General features: G+C 43.7%; 14 protein-coding genes and 3 tRNA genes. 10 read left to right on the top strand and 7 right to left on the bottom strand.

What is annotated here, in order from left to right; translation table 11 throughout:
• Positions 1 to 19 precede the first annotated feature (19 nt).
• On the top strand, positions 20 to 2,449 hold the full coding sequence (locus PQ469_RS28590) for a TonB-dependent receptor domain-containing protein (protein ID WP_274210708.1): 2,430 nt from the start codon (positions 20 to 22) through the stop codon (positions 2,447 to 2,449).
• A gap of 67 nt (positions 2,450 to 2,516) precedes the next feature.
• On the opposite strand, the gene PQ469_RS28585 is transcribed toward PQ469_RS28590, so the two are convergent.
• Both PQ469_RS28585 and PQ469_RS28580 read right to left on the bottom strand, forming a co-directional pair.
• Positions 2,517 to 2,993: a DUF1801 domain-containing protein gene (locus PQ469_RS28585; protein ID WP_274210707.1), complete on the bottom strand. Its 477-nt coding sequence runs from the start codon at positions 2,991 to 2,993 to the stop codon at positions 2,517 to 2,519.
• 804 nt (positions 2,994 to 3,797) lie between these two features.
• Entirely contained in the window at positions 3,798 to 5,378 is a 1,581-nt protein-coding gene (locus tag PQ469_RS28580; RefSeq protein WP_274210706.1) for a TROVE domain-containing protein, read from the bottom strand.
• A 141-nt stretch (positions 5,379 to 5,519) separates the two neighbouring features.
• Here PQ469_RS28580 and PQ469_RS28575 point away from each other — a divergent pair, with 141 nt between their 5' ends.
• From PQ469_RS28575 to PQ469_RS28560, 4 genes are all read left to right on the top strand, one after another.
• Positions 5,520 to 6,008, top strand: a complete 489-nt coding sequence (locus PQ469_RS28575) for a hypothetical protein (protein WP_274210705.1) — start codon at positions 5,520 to 5,522, stop codon at positions 6,006 to 6,008.
• A 176-nt stretch (positions 6,009 to 6,184) separates the two neighbouring features.
• Positions 6,185 to 6,257, top strand: a tRNA-Pro gene (locus PQ469_RS28570).
• 4 nt (positions 6,258 to 6,261) lie between these two features.
• A tRNA-Ile gene (locus tag PQ469_RS28565) sits at positions 6,262 to 6,334 on the top strand.
• An 82-nt stretch (positions 6,335 to 6,416) separates the two neighbouring features.
• Positions 6,417 to 6,490 (top strand) — tRNA-Cys (locus tag PQ469_RS28560).
• Positions 6,491 to 6,676: 186 nt separating this feature from the next.
• Here PQ469_RS28560 and PQ469_RS28555 read toward each other — a convergent pair.
• Positions 6,677 to 7,045, bottom strand: coding sequence for a winged helix-turn-helix transcriptional regulator (locus tag PQ469_RS28555; RefSeq protein WP_274210704.1), 369 nt, complete (start codon positions 7,043 to 7,045; stop codon positions 6,677 to 6,679).
• Between the two features lie 102 nt (positions 7,046 to 7,147).
• On the opposite strand from PQ469_RS28555, the gene PQ469_RS28550 reads away from it, so the two are divergent.
• Positions 7,148 to 8,032 carry a PhzF family phenazine biosynthesis protein gene (locus PQ469_RS28550; RefSeq protein ID WP_274210703.1) on the top strand — a complete coding sequence of 295 codons (885 nt, stop codon included), beginning with the start codon at positions 7,148 to 7,150 and terminating at the stop codon, positions 8,030 to 8,032.
• An 18-nt stretch (positions 8,033 to 8,050) separates the two neighbouring features.
• Here the strand turns inward: PQ469_RS28550 and PQ469_RS28545 are convergent, their stop codons facing one another.
• Positions 8,051 to 8,452 (bottom strand): hypothetical protein, encoded by a 402-nt coding sequence (locus PQ469_RS28545; RefSeq protein ID WP_274210702.1) that lies wholly within the window; start codon positions 8,450 to 8,452, stop codon positions 8,051 to 8,053.
• Between the two features lie 115 nt (positions 8,453 to 8,567).
• Between PQ469_RS28545 and PQ469_RS28540 the strand changes: the two genes are divergently transcribed.
• Positions 8,568 to 9,557, top strand: a complete 990-nt coding sequence (locus PQ469_RS28540) for a hypothetical protein (protein ID WP_274210701.1) — start codon at positions 8,568 to 8,570, stop codon at positions 9,555 to 9,557.
• A gap of 82 nt (positions 9,558 to 9,639) precedes the next feature.
• Here PQ469_RS28540 and PQ469_RS28535 read toward each other — a convergent pair whose 3' ends face one another.
• Positions 9,640 to 9,864: a DUF4287 domain-containing protein gene (locus tag PQ469_RS28535; protein WP_274210700.1), complete on the bottom strand. Its 225-nt coding sequence runs from the start codon at positions 9,862 to 9,864 to the stop codon at positions 9,640 to 9,642.
• A 64-nt stretch (positions 9,865 to 9,928) separates the two neighbouring features.
• The gene (locus PQ469_RS28530; protein WP_274210699.1) at positions 9,929 to 10,837 is read right to left on the bottom strand and encodes a class I SAM-dependent methyltransferase; all 909 of its coding nucleotides are present in this window, start codon (positions 10,835 to 10,837) and stop codon (positions 9,929 to 9,931) included.
• Positions 10,838 to 11,043: 206 nt separating this feature from the next.
• Here PQ469_RS28530 and PQ469_RS28525 point away from each other — a divergent pair, with 206 nt between their 5' ends.
• The 3 genes from PQ469_RS28525 (at position 11,044) to PQ469_RS28515 (ending at position 13,936) form a co-directional block, all read left to right on the top strand.
• A complete protein-coding gene (locus PQ469_RS28525) occupies positions 11,044 to 12,417 on the top strand; it encodes a hypothetical protein (RefSeq protein ID WP_274210698.1) in 1,374 nt (457 codons plus the stop codon).
• 82 nt (positions 12,418 to 12,499) lie between these two features.
• Positions 12,500 to 13,522 carry a nucleoside hydrolase gene (locus tag PQ469_RS28520; protein ID WP_274210697.1) on the top strand — a complete coding sequence of 341 codons (1,023 nt, stop codon included), beginning with the start codon at positions 12,500 to 12,502 and terminating at the stop codon, positions 13,520 to 13,522.
• Positions 13,523 to 13,780: 258 nt separating this feature from the next.
• A complete protein-coding gene (locus PQ469_RS28515; protein ID WP_143065492.1) occupies positions 13,781 to 13,936 on the top strand; it encodes a lmo0937 family membrane protein in 156 nt (51 codons plus the stop codon).
• A gap of 56 nt (positions 13,937 to 13,992) precedes the next feature.
• On the opposite strand, the gene PQ469_RS28510 is transcribed toward PQ469_RS28515, so the two are convergent.
• Positions 13,993 to 14,757, bottom strand: coding sequence for an SDR family NAD(P)-dependent oxidoreductase (locus PQ469_RS28510; protein WP_274210696.1), 765 nt, complete (start codon positions 14,755 to 14,757; stop codon positions 13,993 to 13,995).
• Between the last annotated feature and the right edge of the window lie 120 nt (positions 14,758 to 14,877).

Raw genomic sequence — 14,877 nt, 5'->3', positions numbered from 1 at the left:
TCTGATTACATTAGCTGATATGACCCTTAAAACCCGGTGCCTGCTTGTCTTGCTTTTTTTATCATCAATTACGTTTGCACAATCCTCCGGGGCCGCGAAACCCGATTTCACCCTGGTTATACTAACCGAAACCGGGCAGGCTGCAGAAGGTGCTACAGTAAAACTGATAAAAGACGATAAGCCAGTAAAATCGGCTATTGCAGATGCCCGCGGAGCGGCCCGCTTTGATGTTATACCAGCAGGTTCCTACCTGTTTTCGGCCACTTATACAGGCTACAAATCGCAATTTAGCCGCACCTATATATTTCCGGGACGTAATTATGCCGATACCATTAAGCTGCAGCCCTTAAACACGGCGCTTAAGGAGGTGAATATTGTGGCCCACGCGCCAGTGGTACAGCAAAAAGATGGTAAAACCATATTAAATGTTGATGCCTCGGTTACCAATACAGGCTCGACAGTATTAGAAGTGCTGGAGAAATCGCCGGGCGTTAGTGTTGACAGGAATGGAGGCATTTCTTTACAGGGCAAGGCCGGCGTTATGGTGATGATAGACGACAAACAAACCTATTTATCAGGTGCCGATTTAAATAATTTATTGAGCAGCATGAGCTCGAGCCAGGTTTCCCAGATTGAGTTGATTACCAACCCAACCGCTAAATACGATGCCAGCGGCAATGCCGGTATCATCAACATAAAAACAAAAAAGAATAAGCAAAAGGGATTTAACGGCACATTTACCACATCGGTAGGGCAAGGCGTTTACCCAAAAAACAATAACAGCTTGTTACTTAATTTCCGTACCGGAAAAATTAATACCTTTTTTAATTATAGCATGAACCTGGTGCAATACCTCACCAATATATATGCACTAAGAAAGTATTATGATGCCGGCAACAACATAACGGCTAAGCTCGATCAGCCTTCCTATTTTTCGGGCACATCGTTCAACAACACCATCAAAACCGGGTTAGATTATTCCGTAACCGATAAAACTACCATCGGCGTTGTATTAGGCGGCACGCTGGTTAACCGCAACGGCAACAACCGCGCAGTGGCAACATGGTTAAATACCAGCGACGTAGTTGACTCGGCGATATCAACCACCAACCACAACAAAAACCGGTTTAAAAACGGCTCGGTCAACTTAAACTTACGGCATACGCTCTCATCGTCGCAAACGCTTGGGGCTGATGTTGATTACCTGCATTACAATATCCAAAGCGAACAAAATTTTAACAACTCGCTGCTTGCACCGGGCGGCTACCAGGAACTGTCCAGGAGTAACATCCCCACATCCATCAGTATCTTATCCGGCAAGGTTGATTACAGCATTAAAACAGACCAGTATGGCACATTTCAATCGGGCTATAAATCATCTTACAGCAGCACCGATAACGCCGCTTTATATGAAAACCTGAATAGCGGGCTATGGGCCGAAGACTACAGCAAAAGCAACCGGTTTTTATACAAGGAAAACATTAACGCGGTGTATGGTACTTTCGAGAAAAAGTATACTAAGATAACCGCGCAGGCCGGCTTGCGGTACGAGTACACCAGCTATAAAGCCCACCAATTGGGCAATGTGCTGCAACAGGATTCGGCTTTTAAAAGAAATTATGGCGGTTTTTTCCCCAGTGGTTTTATCAGCTACCAGGCCGATTCCTCGCATAGTTTTACATTAACCGCCGGCCGCCGCATCGACCGCCCTATTTTTCAAAACCTGAACCCTTTTTACTTTATCATCAATAAATACACCTACCAAACCGGCAACCCCTATTTGCTACCCCAATACAGCTGGAATTTGGAGCTAAGCCACCAGTACAAAAACCTGCTTACCACTACGCTGCTATACAGCAATATCAAAAATTATTTTTCGCAGCTGTTTTTAAACGATGCCGCCAAGGGAATCCTGTTGTATTCGCAGGGGAACGTAGGCAGCACGCATAATTATGGCCTGTCATCAACACTATCGGTATCGCCGGTTAACTGGTGGAGCCTTACCTTTCAGGCATTATATAACCATAAGCAACTGAAAGGATTTAATGGCAATACCTATACCAGCCAGGCAGATCAATTGAACATAAACACCAACAACCAGTTCACCATCGCTAAAATTTACACTGCCGAGCTATCCGGTTTTTACACCACCAGGGCCCGTAACGATATACAGGAGCAATTGTACCCAACAGGGCAGCTATCTTTAGGTATATCAAGGCCAATACTTAAAAAGAGGGCTACCCTAAAATTCAGCGCACGCGATATTTTTTACACCAACGCCATGGAAGGGCTTACGCAATTCCCCAATGCTACCGAGTATTTTAAATTGACACGAGATACCCGTGTATTTACACTGGCGTTTACCTATCGCTTTGGCAAATCATACAAAGTGGCCAGCCGGTCGGATGGTAGTGCAGGAGACGAGAAAGACCGGGTTGGGAATGGCTAATAAAAGGAGCTAAAAGCATAAAGCTGAAGGCTAATTGAGAAATTAAAGTATACTGGCCGGGCAGGCGTTATTTTTTTGCCTTTGCTTCTCGTTTTTTTGGCGATATCATTTTGGTGATGGTTTTGCCATGAACAATATCCTTAGGATTCTTGACTTTGGCCAATGAATTTTCCCAGGCCTGCTCAATTAAAGCAGTAATATAATCTTTGGGGAAATCATCAAGGTTGTTTACAAGCAAGTATCGGTATTGACTGCCGTTACCCAACAAAAGGTTTTGTGGGTCGGCAATTTCTGATCCCCAGTAAAATCCGAAATGTACGTTTTGATTGCCCCCGCGATAAGCCGCTACCGAACAAAAAGTCTGCCCCAACTTTTCGGTAGGCGACCAGCCAAAGGCCAATGCATTGTAGTTGTCATATATAAGTTCATTAGCCTGGGGGTATAAATCCCACACAAATTCGCGTAGCCAGATTGCTTTTTCACGTACCTCGGGCGAAAACTCATATAGAAACCTGAGTAAATCGGTTACTTCATCTTTTGGCATGGCTTGCTGGTTTGGTATGTTAAATATATTAACATAAACCTTGCAAAGCAACAGTCAGGATGGGATGACGAAATCAAAAAAATATAAAGAAGAGCAAAATTAACCTGCGATTGGCATAAGTGTGACAGGCGAAGTAACGCAGGTTTACAGCATCTTCTTTATAGTTTTTATACAATAAGCAATTAGCCCCCAAGCCCCCTAAAGGGGGAATGTAATTTTACACTCGCCCTTTAGGGGGCTTGGGGCTAAAAAAAGGGCAACAGACAATAAGTATCTCTGCATCATGCTCTAACCAAACTGAGCTACTGCGGTTGCCCGCAGGCTGGACTTGAACCAGCGACCCTGACGTCCCAAATCGAAGTATTACTTATTTACGACACCTTTATTAGTTTCCCAGCCTCAAAAAGGGTTGGGTATTCATTAAAAAAATGGCCTGCAGACCGCGCATAATATCAAGAAGGGTAACTGACAACAAGTGACTTGCACCTTGCGGTGCCCCTGCTCTATCATCTGAGCTACTGCAGCCTTAGCTACAGGCCGGACTTGAACCGGCGACCCGGGGGTTATCAATCGAAGTAACACTCGTTTACGACACCTTCTTTTTATTTTTAATAACATAAGAAGCAACAAACGACCAGGAAACGGGGACTCGCGTTAGGGACTCGAACCCTCATCACAGCTTGCGCCACAATGCCCTCCCCTTATTGGCGAAGTAATCCTGATCTACGGCATTCTTAAGCCCCCCAGCCCCCTAAAGGGGGAGCCAGAAGTTTTCTTAATTCCCCCTTTAGGGGGTTAGGGGGCTCAGATTTCCACCTTATTGATTTCGCTTAAAGCCGAGTTTTCTTTTTCAAGGGCTTCCAGTACTTCAAACACTTTATCGCTCCAGCCAGCTACCAGGTAAACATCGTTTTTCATTACCTGCAATGGTACCTTGCTGTAGCCTTTTAAATCAAACAGGTATAGTTTTGCTTTTGGCGCAACTGCTGTTTTATAACGCGACCATAAGGCGTTAATGTTATCGCCCTTAGCTGGCATGCTGTCATAAAGCTGGCAATCGGTAAATAATATTACTTTATCCATTTGCACGTTACGGTCAAGCAGGTCTTTGATTACCAGGTAACCGTTGGTTGAATAACCAACCTCGCCTTCGCGTTTGTAAAATTCCTGCACATTGTTCAATATGTTGTGGCGTGGTACCGTAATAGTTTTCCATGTATCGCCAAACATACCCACTTCTACATTTTTACAGCGCGATTGCAGCAACATGGCCAACATCAAGCCCACATCGTACAGCAAAATTTTTGATTTTGCCGATACCGCTGTTTGCATCGAGCCGGATACATCGCAGGCCAGCAATACCCTGGTATCGTGATCAAAGCCTTTGATGTTCACCGCGCTTGCCTGTGCCGCTTTTTCCAACGCATCCAATAACTCGCCGGTATAGCCTTTGTTGCCTGTTAATAACGCTTTAAGCTTTTGGCCCAAACCTTGTACAGGGGTTACGCTTCCGGCACTTAACAGTTCACGGTATGCAGCCAGGTAACGGAACGGAAACTGCTTTGCATTTGCCACTTTATCGGCATCGGCAAGCGTTGCGCATACCTTTTGGATATGGGCATAGCTTACACCGGCTTCCTGTATATTGCGCAGGTTACGCAGCAGGGCCATATAACCCAACTTGCGACTATCTATCAACTCCTCCCATTTGTTGCGGAAAGCCATCGCTTTGGCCTCCTGGCTATCGTAATTAAGCTGGCCTAAAGCCGATAGCTCAGTTTCCCAGGTGTATGGGGTTTGCAACGTACCGCTTACTATGTTGTTAAATACCAGTTGCTGTGCATCATCCTTTGCCTTTGGGTGCACCAGGAACAACGCATCGCGCATTTTTATAGCGGTATCGCGGTTGTACTTGGCAAACTGGTACTCGTCAAAGTTATTAAATGCGGCTTGCAGGCCTTTTTGTATTTGCTTTGATAAGCGGTTCAGTTTTTTAGTACCGGTGCGCTGGTTCAGCATTTCGTAACAGGCCAGCAATTCGGTTATTTCATCGGCGCGGTTAACAACCCCGGCTGTAACTCGGGCAACCAAATCGTCGCCCGAGTGCAGCTTAGCCAATTCAGTAGCCAAAACCAATGGCACCGAACGCATGTACATTTTGGTACGGGCATATACTGCCAGCCTGCCCACAAATTCGGGCTTGCACTTATGTATAATGTTGCGCAGGCGCTCCATACGGTCATCGTTTTTTTCGTAAAAGGAATCGCTCAGGCTCCAGGTTACTACCAGGGTATACAGTTCCATCTCGGGCGATAACGCAAACGCTTTTGCACCCTCGTGATTAGTGAACTGATTTTTTACTTTGCTTAACAGGTTAAATTTCATTGTTACCTCCTTTTATTTGTTTTGATGATACAAAGGTTAAGAGGCGCTGCGCAGCCTATTTGCGCAGTGAAAATTATTTTTATTTTTTTTGAAAAAAAGATTAGAAGGAGTGGTAACTATACATAACCTTACGAAGCATTTATGAAATTCTTTCCCTACGAAAACTGTTATATTACCAGCGCCCTATCATATGAAGAGGCACAACTGAAATTAGAAGAAATTTTATCACCGGGTAAGGGCTTGTTTTCACCAATACCATATTTTAAAGGCTACACGGCAAATGGCGTGTTCCAAATCTCGCCCGATATAACTTACCGTAACTCATTTCTGCCTCAAATAAAAGGGTCAATACAAGCAAATTCAAAAGGATGTAGCATACATTTGACAATGAGAATGTATACCGCAGTTGAGATATTTGCAACGTTGATTGCAATCGGGTTCGGTATTGCAGGATTAATAAATGTAATTTACGGTAACATCGCCAATAATCTCAAACCGGTCGACTTCAGTCTGTTTTTAGGGGCGTTATTTGTGTATATGTTAGCGACCGCGGCCTTTAAGGCAGAAAGCTTCAAGGCAAGGGAGAAGTTACTGGAAATATGGGATGGTGAGTTGATTAAAAAAAAATAATTAAATATTTTCTTGTTTAATAAATATTTATGTATCATTGCATCATGAAAAATACAATATGTATACAGAGCCAATACCCCCAGCTGATTTATCAGAGGAGATAGCTATGTATTCATAAAAACGACATAAACTAATGCAATCCTCTTAGATAAACCTAAGGGGATTTTTTGTTTTACAGGGTAGTATATCAATGGTCAGATTACTCCGTTTGGAACGGAGAGGCTCCCGGTTCGAGTCCGGGTTACCCTACTATGGAAATGTAGCTCAATGGTCAGAGCAGCACCCTTATACGGTGTCGGTTAAAGGTTCAAGTCCTTTTATTTCCACTATAAAACAGTTGTTTATATAAATAGAGTTAAAAAACTAAAACGATGCGATGAGCGGATAAAGATAATTTTATAATGCCTTGGCCGGTTGCCCGAGTGGTTTAAGGGAGTCCTCTGCAAAAGGAATGTTCGCAGGTTCGAATCCTGTACCAGCCTCTGTTTATTTTCCTGTGGTGCAACTGGCAGCACAACTGATTTTGGTTCAGTTAATCGTGGTTCGAATCCATGCAGGAAAACCCATGCATTTTATTTATTATAATACGTATTTTAATTATAAATTACGTATTATTTTACGTGAGCTGTCGTATTTAATGAATTATCTCACCTGCGCTATTTTTAATATCAGGCTTTTATTTTTTGCCTATGGTTTAAACCCCACTGCACCAATGTTTCCGTAACAGGAAAAACACTCAGCCCATAATCGGTGATAGAATAATTTACGGTAACAGGCCTGGTATCCATCACTGTTCTGGAAACAAGCAGGTTCATTTCCAGGTCCTGCAATTCTTTAGACAGCATCTTGGCCGAAATCCCTTCAATTTCGCGCTGGAGCTTTTTAAATGTATTTTTCTCGCCAACATGGTTATTCAGGTGCCGCATAATGCGCAATTTCCATTTTCCGCCCAATATTTCCAGGCTGTCTTTAATGGCTGCCAATTCCTGGTCGCAGCTTGCTTCCTGTATGTTCCCGTTGATGATGATAGTGGCCATAATTATTGATAGTTAACCAAAGGTAACCGGTTACCTTTGGTTAACCCATAACAAAAATAAACTATCGGGCCTTACTTTTGGCATCATGTTAATTAAATAAAAATGAAAAAACTTGATTATTACGTGCTGGATGTATTTACCGATCAGAAATATAAAGGCAACCAACTCTCGGTAGTTTATACCGATGATGAACTTGAGCTGAGCCAGTACCATGCCATTTCCCGGGAATTTGGCTACTCCGAAACTTCATTTGTAAATTATTCAACAACCGAAAACGCGCTGAAGGTACGCTCGTTTACCCCGGCAGAATTTGAGGTAGTAGGCGCCGGCCATAACCTGCTGGGTGCGGTGTGCCTGGCTTTGATAAAAGGTTGGGATATTTTTAAACACCAGGATGGGCCTCCGTCTGTAATAATCGCGGATACAAGAATCCCGCTGCAGGTTACCCAACATGGCGGGCTTCCGTACGTGGCCATGAAACAGCAGCCCGCCAGGATAATAACAGAATTGCCTGCCGGGGAGGTTGCCAAAGCTATTGGATTGGATTTAAAAGATTTAGAATTAAACAACTGGAAGGTTAACGTTGTTGAAACAGAAGTTGCCCACCTGATGGTACCTGTAAAAGATCTGGACGCATTACAACGTGCGGTGCCCGATAAGGCACTTTTGAAACAACTCTCTGCAAAATACCAATTTGAGGGCTTTTACCTGTTTACCACAAATGGCCAGGATGCCGGTTATGTTGCCGAAACACGTTTTTTTAATCCCGGTATAGGGATTGATGAGGACCCTGCAACAGGTACGGCTGCGGGCCCACTGGCCGGTTACCTGGAAAAGCTGGGACATATTAAGCAAGGGCAGGATTATCGAATATTGCAGGGCACAGCCGTTAAGCACCCATCGTCAATCCATATCAAAGTTGAAGAAAACGGTATTTGGGTAAGCGGCTCGTCAGTTATTGTTATGGAAGGCACCATATACCTGTAAAAGGCGGGCAAGCGGCGTTTATTCCTTTTCATAATAATCTACCGGCGCATCGGCCGCACTGCCTATAGCGACGCCCAGGCTAAACTTGTTCCCGGTAAGGCCTATATATTTTGCCTCGCTGTTGTAATCGTTATCAAAAACAATACGGTTAAGCTCGGTGCCGTTTACGTTTTCTTTAAACAGCTTATAAGTGCCGCTTTTTTTCAAAACGTGTTTAAGATAGTATTTGTAATTAGTGGCCGAAAAGTTGTAAACGGTGCCATTGCCCGGCTTATAAGCGCTGCTGTCGGTTGGTGGCGGGCAATAACAGGTTGTCCCCCGGTATTCCCAGCTCCCGTTAAGGTTAATGCCTGTGTTATTATCTTTTTTACAGGCGAATAAAAATAAAGCGATGGCGCCTGCCAGTAATGTTTTTTTCATTGATACTCAGGTTTATTAAGTTTATTACGTTTGCGATAACGAAAATGCTACAGTAATTTATTGGCCAATAACTAAAATTTCAGTATTATCGTGACAGGAACCTTTTACAATTAAAATGAATATTATTAAACATCTTACGAAGATATCCGTCTTTTTACTTTTCATAGCCGTATTGCAAAGCTGCGGCGGCCCCAGTGGTCCGGGCATTTATAAAAACGAAAAAATAAGTTCAGGCGATCAAAGCCGCTTTCATGATTTAAACGACAAACTGTTTGCCGCGCTGAAAACCAATGACGAACCCCAGCTGGAATACATCATGTCGCAGGATTTTATAGCTGTTACCAACAGGAAAAGAGTTGTTGAACTGGTAAGTAATCGTTTTAAGGAAGATGATTACAAAATACTTGACGAGTACTATGTGGTTAACCGCTACATTCGTGGCGATACCATTAAACCGGCCTTAACGGGCGGCAAATACACCGTTTACTGCCCCGGCGGTGTTAAAGAGATGTACATTGCCTTTTTTGTGCCCAAACGCATTGCCAACCAGTATATGATAACCGCACTTTATTGCAAGTATGATTATGGCTGGAAGCTTAGCCAGCTGGAAACCAACGCCTATGCCAAAAACGGGAAAAGTATGACAGCGCTTTTAGCAGATGCTAAGGCTGCTTACACAAAAGGCTTCCTGGTTAACGCCCTGAATGACGGCGCTTCGGCTATCAATTGTTCAAGACCAAGCAGCCTCTGGAAATATGATAGTGAAGCCGAAGCCGGTGAGTTTTACAGCAACGTTTTAAACCAGGTATCTGCGAAGTATCGGGTTCCGTTGCCCATTAAAGGCGCGCCAACCCACCTTGAAATTATACGCATTTTTACCCAGGAAGATAAGGAAGGCACATTCCCGATGATATATTACCTAACCAATATTAAGCTAAGCGACACTACAGCTATCAAAAAAGAGAATGAAGTGATCAGGAAAGTGATAGACAAAACCATTCCCGGCATTGATAAGGATAATAAATATGTGCTATATTCTGCTTTTAACGAATGGCCAACGGGCGTTAAAACCGTCGAGCATTTTGATATGAAGCAAAAAATGTAATTAAGCAGAAGGCTTAAGGCGGAAATCTAAAAGCCAGATTGCAAAGAAAAGGAGCTATGGATAATAGTTCCTTTTTTGTTTGCTATTCGCTATCCTCGTTTTTAATACCTTTTAGCAAAGCATAAATAGCCATGGCATGGCCGTGGCCAAGGTCAAAGTCGGTTTTAAGCCAGATCACAATGTCGCCTGCTTTTGCTTTCAATTCGCCGTCTTGTGTAAAACCCTTTTCTTCAGCTATCGCCCTGAAGTCTGCCGGGCCTTTGCCTGTTTTGGTTTTGATGGGTTTTAAATATCCCTGGAATGACATAGTTGGTTATTTAGTATTGATTTATCGGGATAAATATAAAAAAACGACAATTGATGGGGCTGCATTAAAAAGCCTTGTTGGTAACCTCAACTAAATAAGTCAGCCCGGTTTCATCAACCTGCAATTTCACTGCATAGTTTTCCAGGCCGCTATCTGCCAGCAGGCGGTAAATATCCTGTTCTGTGCGTTCAATCAGGATCCAGTCTGATAGGTATTCCATGTAAATGCGGTAGGGATTATGGTGCTTAATGTTGGTGAAAAATATCTTCCCGCCCGCAGCCAGGTTTTGTTTTAAGGCAGATAAAACCCTGGTTATTGCCTTATCACTTAAGTAATCAAATACACCACCAATAATAATCAGGTCATATTGTTGGTTAAGCGTGCGGGCAATTTTATAAATGTTGCCATGAACGGCACTCACATTATACTTAATGGCTTCGAGGTTTTGCATCGAACAGGCCAACGCATCCCTATCCGCATCAACAATAGTAATATCAATTTGTGTACCCTTTATCAGGTCGATGTTTAAGCGGATATCTTCAGATGTGCCGCAACCTATCGACATAATACTTGCCAACGGATTGCCGGTTACAACTTTTTTTATCAGTGCCGATTGGTATTGCACCTTTTGAATATGCTGTTTGCAGATATCGGATGTTAAAAAGAAATCTTCCAGCAGGTGTCCGGTAGTGCCGGGAACAGCTTTGTTTTCGCCGGATATTAGATGGCCGATAGTCTCAAAATCGCCCTGGTATCCCCTGGGCCACTGCTGCGCCTTATTCACAAACGGCGAAGTAGCGGCAACGCTCCGGATGTTGGGGATCAGGTTGATAATATCTTCGCGGTGATTGCTTATTTCCAGGCCGTTCACCAGCTCTTTAAAATATTTGAAAAACAACTTAAGTGATCTGCCATCGATAGTGGCCACGGCGGCTACATTAGTATCCAGTTTTTTTAATTGCGCTACAGACATACGGGGTGTTTAATTATAGTGCAAGGTAGGCCGGGCTGGGTTAATTATGATAGTGGATTTTACGTGATTTGGCGTCCAAACATATCGTATTTGTACGGAATTTTCGCCGTCATACATCATTGACATTGTTGCTGGTAAATACTTACTGGATTGATTAAAACCCAGGTAAAGTTTAATTTTGTTCCAGCATACATTTACCACGCCATATGTCGAAAAATAAAAAAGGGAAAGTAGTACCATTAAAGCCGGTTCAGCTAAGTGCGGAAAAATATATAAAAACACAGGCGCGCCTGTTACCCATTGCCGAATGCATTATAAACGAAGATTGGGAAACCGCAGGGATAGCCAATATCCTTGTTGCCAGGAAGCACAAAAACGGCAATTTAACCATCGGACTATTTTTGGTTGATATGTATTGCCTTGGCCCTAAGGATGCATTATATGAGTTTAACCTGAGCCCGGAAAAATATGACGAGTGGAAAGACAAGTTGGCCTATGGGATAATAGCGTGCGACTATGTTTTAGCGCACAATATTATTTATGGCGCCGTTGCCTATGCCGAAGACTATGGTTTTAAACCGCATAAGGACTTTGAAATTGCTCAGTATATTTTAGAAGAGGACAGCGAGGATATTGAACTGATAGAAATAAAGTTTGGCGTGGATGGCATGCCCTGTTTTGTGCCCGGCCCTAATGACTCCGACCACAAGATTCAAACCATCATCAATACACTTAACCGCACCGCGGGCTACGGCAACTATACATTTTTGGGCGATGGCGATGACTGGGATGATTTTGACGACGAGGATTGGGATGATGACGATGAAGAAGAAGATGATGATGACGACGATTTTGACGAAATACAGGCTGGCATAAATGAACTGTTGCTGGATGGTTATGAAAAAATAAGCGCGGTATATGACGAAGTTTTGCGAACAGACGGTGCCAGGGAAGCGCTTAAACAACCTTTTATTGGCTTAAAATATCGCCTGAGCAACGATACCAAAGAAACAGCCTATATGAAATTTGATAGTGCGGCAGAAGAAAACGAATATTTCCGCCTGCTAAACCTGGCATCGGTTGACCATGAATATGACCTGGTAATAACGGGCGTACGAAAAGCCATTGCTAAATATACCGGTTCGGCACCATGGTATATGCTATGGCATTCGGCGCTCCAAGCCGACAGGCAGCATGATGAGAGCTATAGGATAGCCGAAGTGATGTACATTGCGTTTCCCGATTATTTGCCCGCCAAAGTGAGCTATGCCAATATGCTTATTGATACCGAAGAGCCGGAAGGCGTACTTGCTGTGTTTAACGGACAGCCAGACCTGGGATATGTTTATCCCGACCGTAAGGTATTTAACCTTACCGAAGCTGCAAATTACTATGCCTGTATGTGCCGCTATTTTACTGCGATTGATAATATCGACTCGGCCGATATGTATATGGAAGCCATCATCAAAAATGACCTGACCGATCAATTCGGTATCCAGGTGGCCATACGCCAGCTTTGCAAGGCAAAAATGGAAAAGCTTGGCATCTTAACAGATAACGAAACCGCCGATGATGAATAGGCTGTGCTAAATGATTTCAGGCCCGGTTATTTGAAAGGTAAAAGCATTATATTGCCGTTACCAATTAACAACCCTAAAAATCATGATCAAACGTATTATCCTTGCCTGCACGGTGCTTGTCTTTATAACCTTAGGTTTTGCTCTTGCTCAATCAACAGCCGGCAATAAGCCGGTTTCGCCGCGGATGCGGATTATCATTGATAACGATTTTAGCGGCGACCCGGACGGCTTATTTGCCCTTACGCATTTGATGTTATCGCAATCGGTAGATGTTAGGGAAATCATAGGCTCGCATCTTAAGGTGGGCGATGGTTTTGATCCTTCAAAAACCCAGGCAGACAATGCCGCAAAAAAAGCGGCAGAACTGTTAGTTATCCTGAAAATGAACGGGCGGGTGCCTGTAGTAGCCGGCTCAAACACCGGGATGCTAAACGATACTACCCCGGTTAAAAGTGCTGCAGTTGATATGATTATTAAAGAGGCCTTGCGGACCGATACGCAATTGCCACTATATGTAGTCTGTGGTGCCGGGCTTACCGAAATTGCATCTGCGGTTTTAACCAACCCAGCTATTGCCGGCAAGCTTACCCTGATATGGATAGGCGGTCCCGAATATGCCGACCTGGCTTTGCCCCCGCCAGGCTACTCCAATCCCGAATACAATTTAAATATTGATATTGCTGCAGCCCGCGCGGTTTTTAACCATTCGCAATTGAAGTTGTGGCAGGTGCCGCGCAATGCATACCGCCAGGCTTTGCTGCCGTATTCGCAGCTGCAACTCAAAATTAAGCCCCAGGGCGAGGCCGGTAAATATCTGGGTAATGTAATCGAAGCCCTGATGGCGCGCATTCAGCAATGGCATCTGAATATTGGCGAAACGTATGTTTTAGGAGATAGCCCCCTGGTATTACTCACAGCCCTGCAATCATCGTTTGAGGCCGATCCGTCAAGCAGCGAATATGTACTTAAAAATTGCCCGAAGATAAATGCGCAGGGTGGCTACGACTATAATGCCGGCGGCCGCAACATCCGGGTATACACCCGATTGGATATTAACCTGATGTTTAATGATTTCTTTGCGAAACTGGAGTTAAATAACAAATAACCCTTCTGAATTATCAAAAAAAGATAGTTTATAAATTACAAGATAAATTTATAAACTTAAAAATGTCGTTTATTCATATGCAGATCGATAAGTTGTATAGAATAATAACCTATTTACCTTGTTTTAAGTACAGCAAACAGGCAATGAAAGCGTTATTCCCGGCGATTTAAGGTGGAAAACAGAGTTGGTATTTAAATTGTAAATGATTTAATACATCATTTGAAAAACAATTTTTATAAACAATTAAAAAAATCTATCATGAATTCATTACTGTATATTATTGCCGTTATCCTGATCATAGGATGGGCAATTGGAGCGTTTGTTTACTCTGTAGGTAGTTTAATCCACATCCTGTTGGTTATTGCTATTATAGCCCTAATACTCGGCTTTTTACGCAGGGACACAGCAATATAGTCTGCTGTTCTGAATAAAATTCAACCCCGGCCTGTTTTGCATGCCGGGGTTATTTTTTAACTCCTTAGGTACGATGCGCCGTTAATATCAATAATACTGCCGCTACTAAATTCCATCCCCTCAGATGCGAAAATGGCTGCCAGCCGGGCTACCTCTTCTGCTCTGGCCACGCGGCCAAAAGGGCTTTGGTTTTTTATTGCCTGCCCGGCCGGACTGTTCAAAATGTCGGCAGTCATATCTGTTTCTGTAAACCCTGGCGCTATAACATGTATGCTTACACCCTTTGGCGCCAATGCAATAGCCAATGATTGGCTCAGGGAGTTCAGCCCTGCCTTACTTGCACCATAAGCAGGGCAATCAGGCTCACCGCGGAATGCCCCACGGGATGAAATGTTCACTATTTTACCGCCGCCCTGCTCCGCCATCTGCCGGCCTGCAAAGTAACACAGGTTGGCAACACCCATCAGGTTAACATCAATGGTTTGTTTCCACATAGCCAGCCAGTGAGTATAATCAGCATCCATAATCTTGTGTTCCAGGAATACACCCGCATTGTTCACCAATACATCAATCCCGTTATGCTTTGCTATAAAAGCCTTCATAAAGGTTTCAACCGCGCTGGCATCCTGTATTGCCAATTGCCATGCACTGTGCCCGGTTCCCGGCAGCAAGGCAATTGTTTCTTCGGCGGCCTGCTGATTGCTTAAGTAGGTTATGGCAACCTGTGCACCCGCAGCCGCGAATAACTGCGCGCAAGCCCGCCCTATACCGCGCGAGCCGCCCGTGATTAAAACCCTTTTGTTTGTAAAATCAAATGTCATGATAGTCTTGTTGCTTGTATAACAAATAACGGAAACCTAAGTCATAAGCGCATCAAAATTTAAGTTTACGCTGTGGTTTTATGTAAAAAACATACCCGGTCTACGGTTCACATTTTCGGT

Origin of the sequence: Mucilaginibacter sp. KACC 22773, assembly GCF_028736215.1 — a bacterium.
Classification (GTDB): domain Bacteria; phylum Bacteroidota; class Bacteroidia; order Sphingobacteriales; family Sphingobacteriaceae; genus Mucilaginibacter.
Note: the sequence above shows the minus strand (reverse complement) of the source record. Positions and strands in the feature narration are given on the sequence as shown.

Excerpts from the sequence above, each read along its gene's own strand:
- PQ469_RS28550 (WP_274210703.1), top strand. The coding sequence starts at position 7,148 with ATGAAAAAACTTGATTATTACGTGCTGGATGTATTTACCGATCAGAAA.
- PQ469_RS28580 (WP_274210706.1), bottom strand. The coding sequence starts at position 5,378 with ATGAAATTTAACCTGTTAAGCAAAGTAAAAAATCAGTTCACTAATCAC.
- PQ469_RS28515 (WP_143065492.1), top strand. The coding sequence starts at position 13,781 with ATGAATTCATTACTGTATATTATTGCCGTTATCCTGATCATAGGATGG.
- PQ469_RS28540 (WP_274210701.1), top strand. The coding sequence starts at position 8,568 with ATGAATATTATTAAACATCTTACGAAGATATCCGTCTTTTTACTTTTC.
- PQ469_RS28555 (WP_274210704.1), bottom strand. The coding sequence starts at position 7,045 with ATGGCCACTATCATCATCAACGGGAACATACAGGAAGCAAGCTGCGAC.
- PQ469_RS28585 (WP_274210707.1), bottom strand. The coding sequence starts at position 2,993 with ATGCCAAAAGATGAAGTAACCGATTTACTCAGGTTTCTATATGAGTTT.
- PQ469_RS28590 (WP_274210708.1), top strand. The coding sequence starts at position 20 with ATGACCCTTAAAACCCGGTGCCTGCTTGTCTTGCTTTTTTTATCATCA.
- PQ469_RS28510 (WP_274210696.1), bottom strand. The coding sequence starts at position 14,757 with ATGACATTTGATTTTACAAACAAAAGGGTTTTAATCACGGGCGGCTCG.
- PQ469_RS28545 (WP_274210702.1), bottom strand. The coding sequence starts at position 8,452 with ATGAAAAAAACATTACTGGCAGGCGCCATCGCTTTATTTTTATTCGCC.
- PQ469_RS28520 (WP_274210697.1), top strand. The coding sequence starts at position 12,500 with ATGATCAAACGTATTATCCTTGCCTGCACGGTGCTTGTCTTTATAACC.
- PQ469_RS28530 (WP_274210699.1), bottom strand. The coding sequence starts at position 10,837 with ATGTCTGTAGCGCAATTAAAAAAACTGGATACTAATGTAGCCGCCGTG.
- PQ469_RS28535 (WP_274210700.1), bottom strand. The coding sequence starts at position 9,864 with ATGTCATTCCAGGGATATTTAAAACCCATCAAAACCAAAACAGGCAAA.
- PQ469_RS28575 (WP_274210705.1), top strand. The coding sequence starts at position 5,520 with ATGAAATTCTTTCCCTACGAAAACTGTTATATTACCAGCGCCCTATCA.
- PQ469_RS28525 (WP_274210698.1), top strand. The coding sequence starts at position 11,044 with ATGTCGAAAAATAAAAAAGGGAAAGTAGTACCATTAAAGCCGGTTCAG.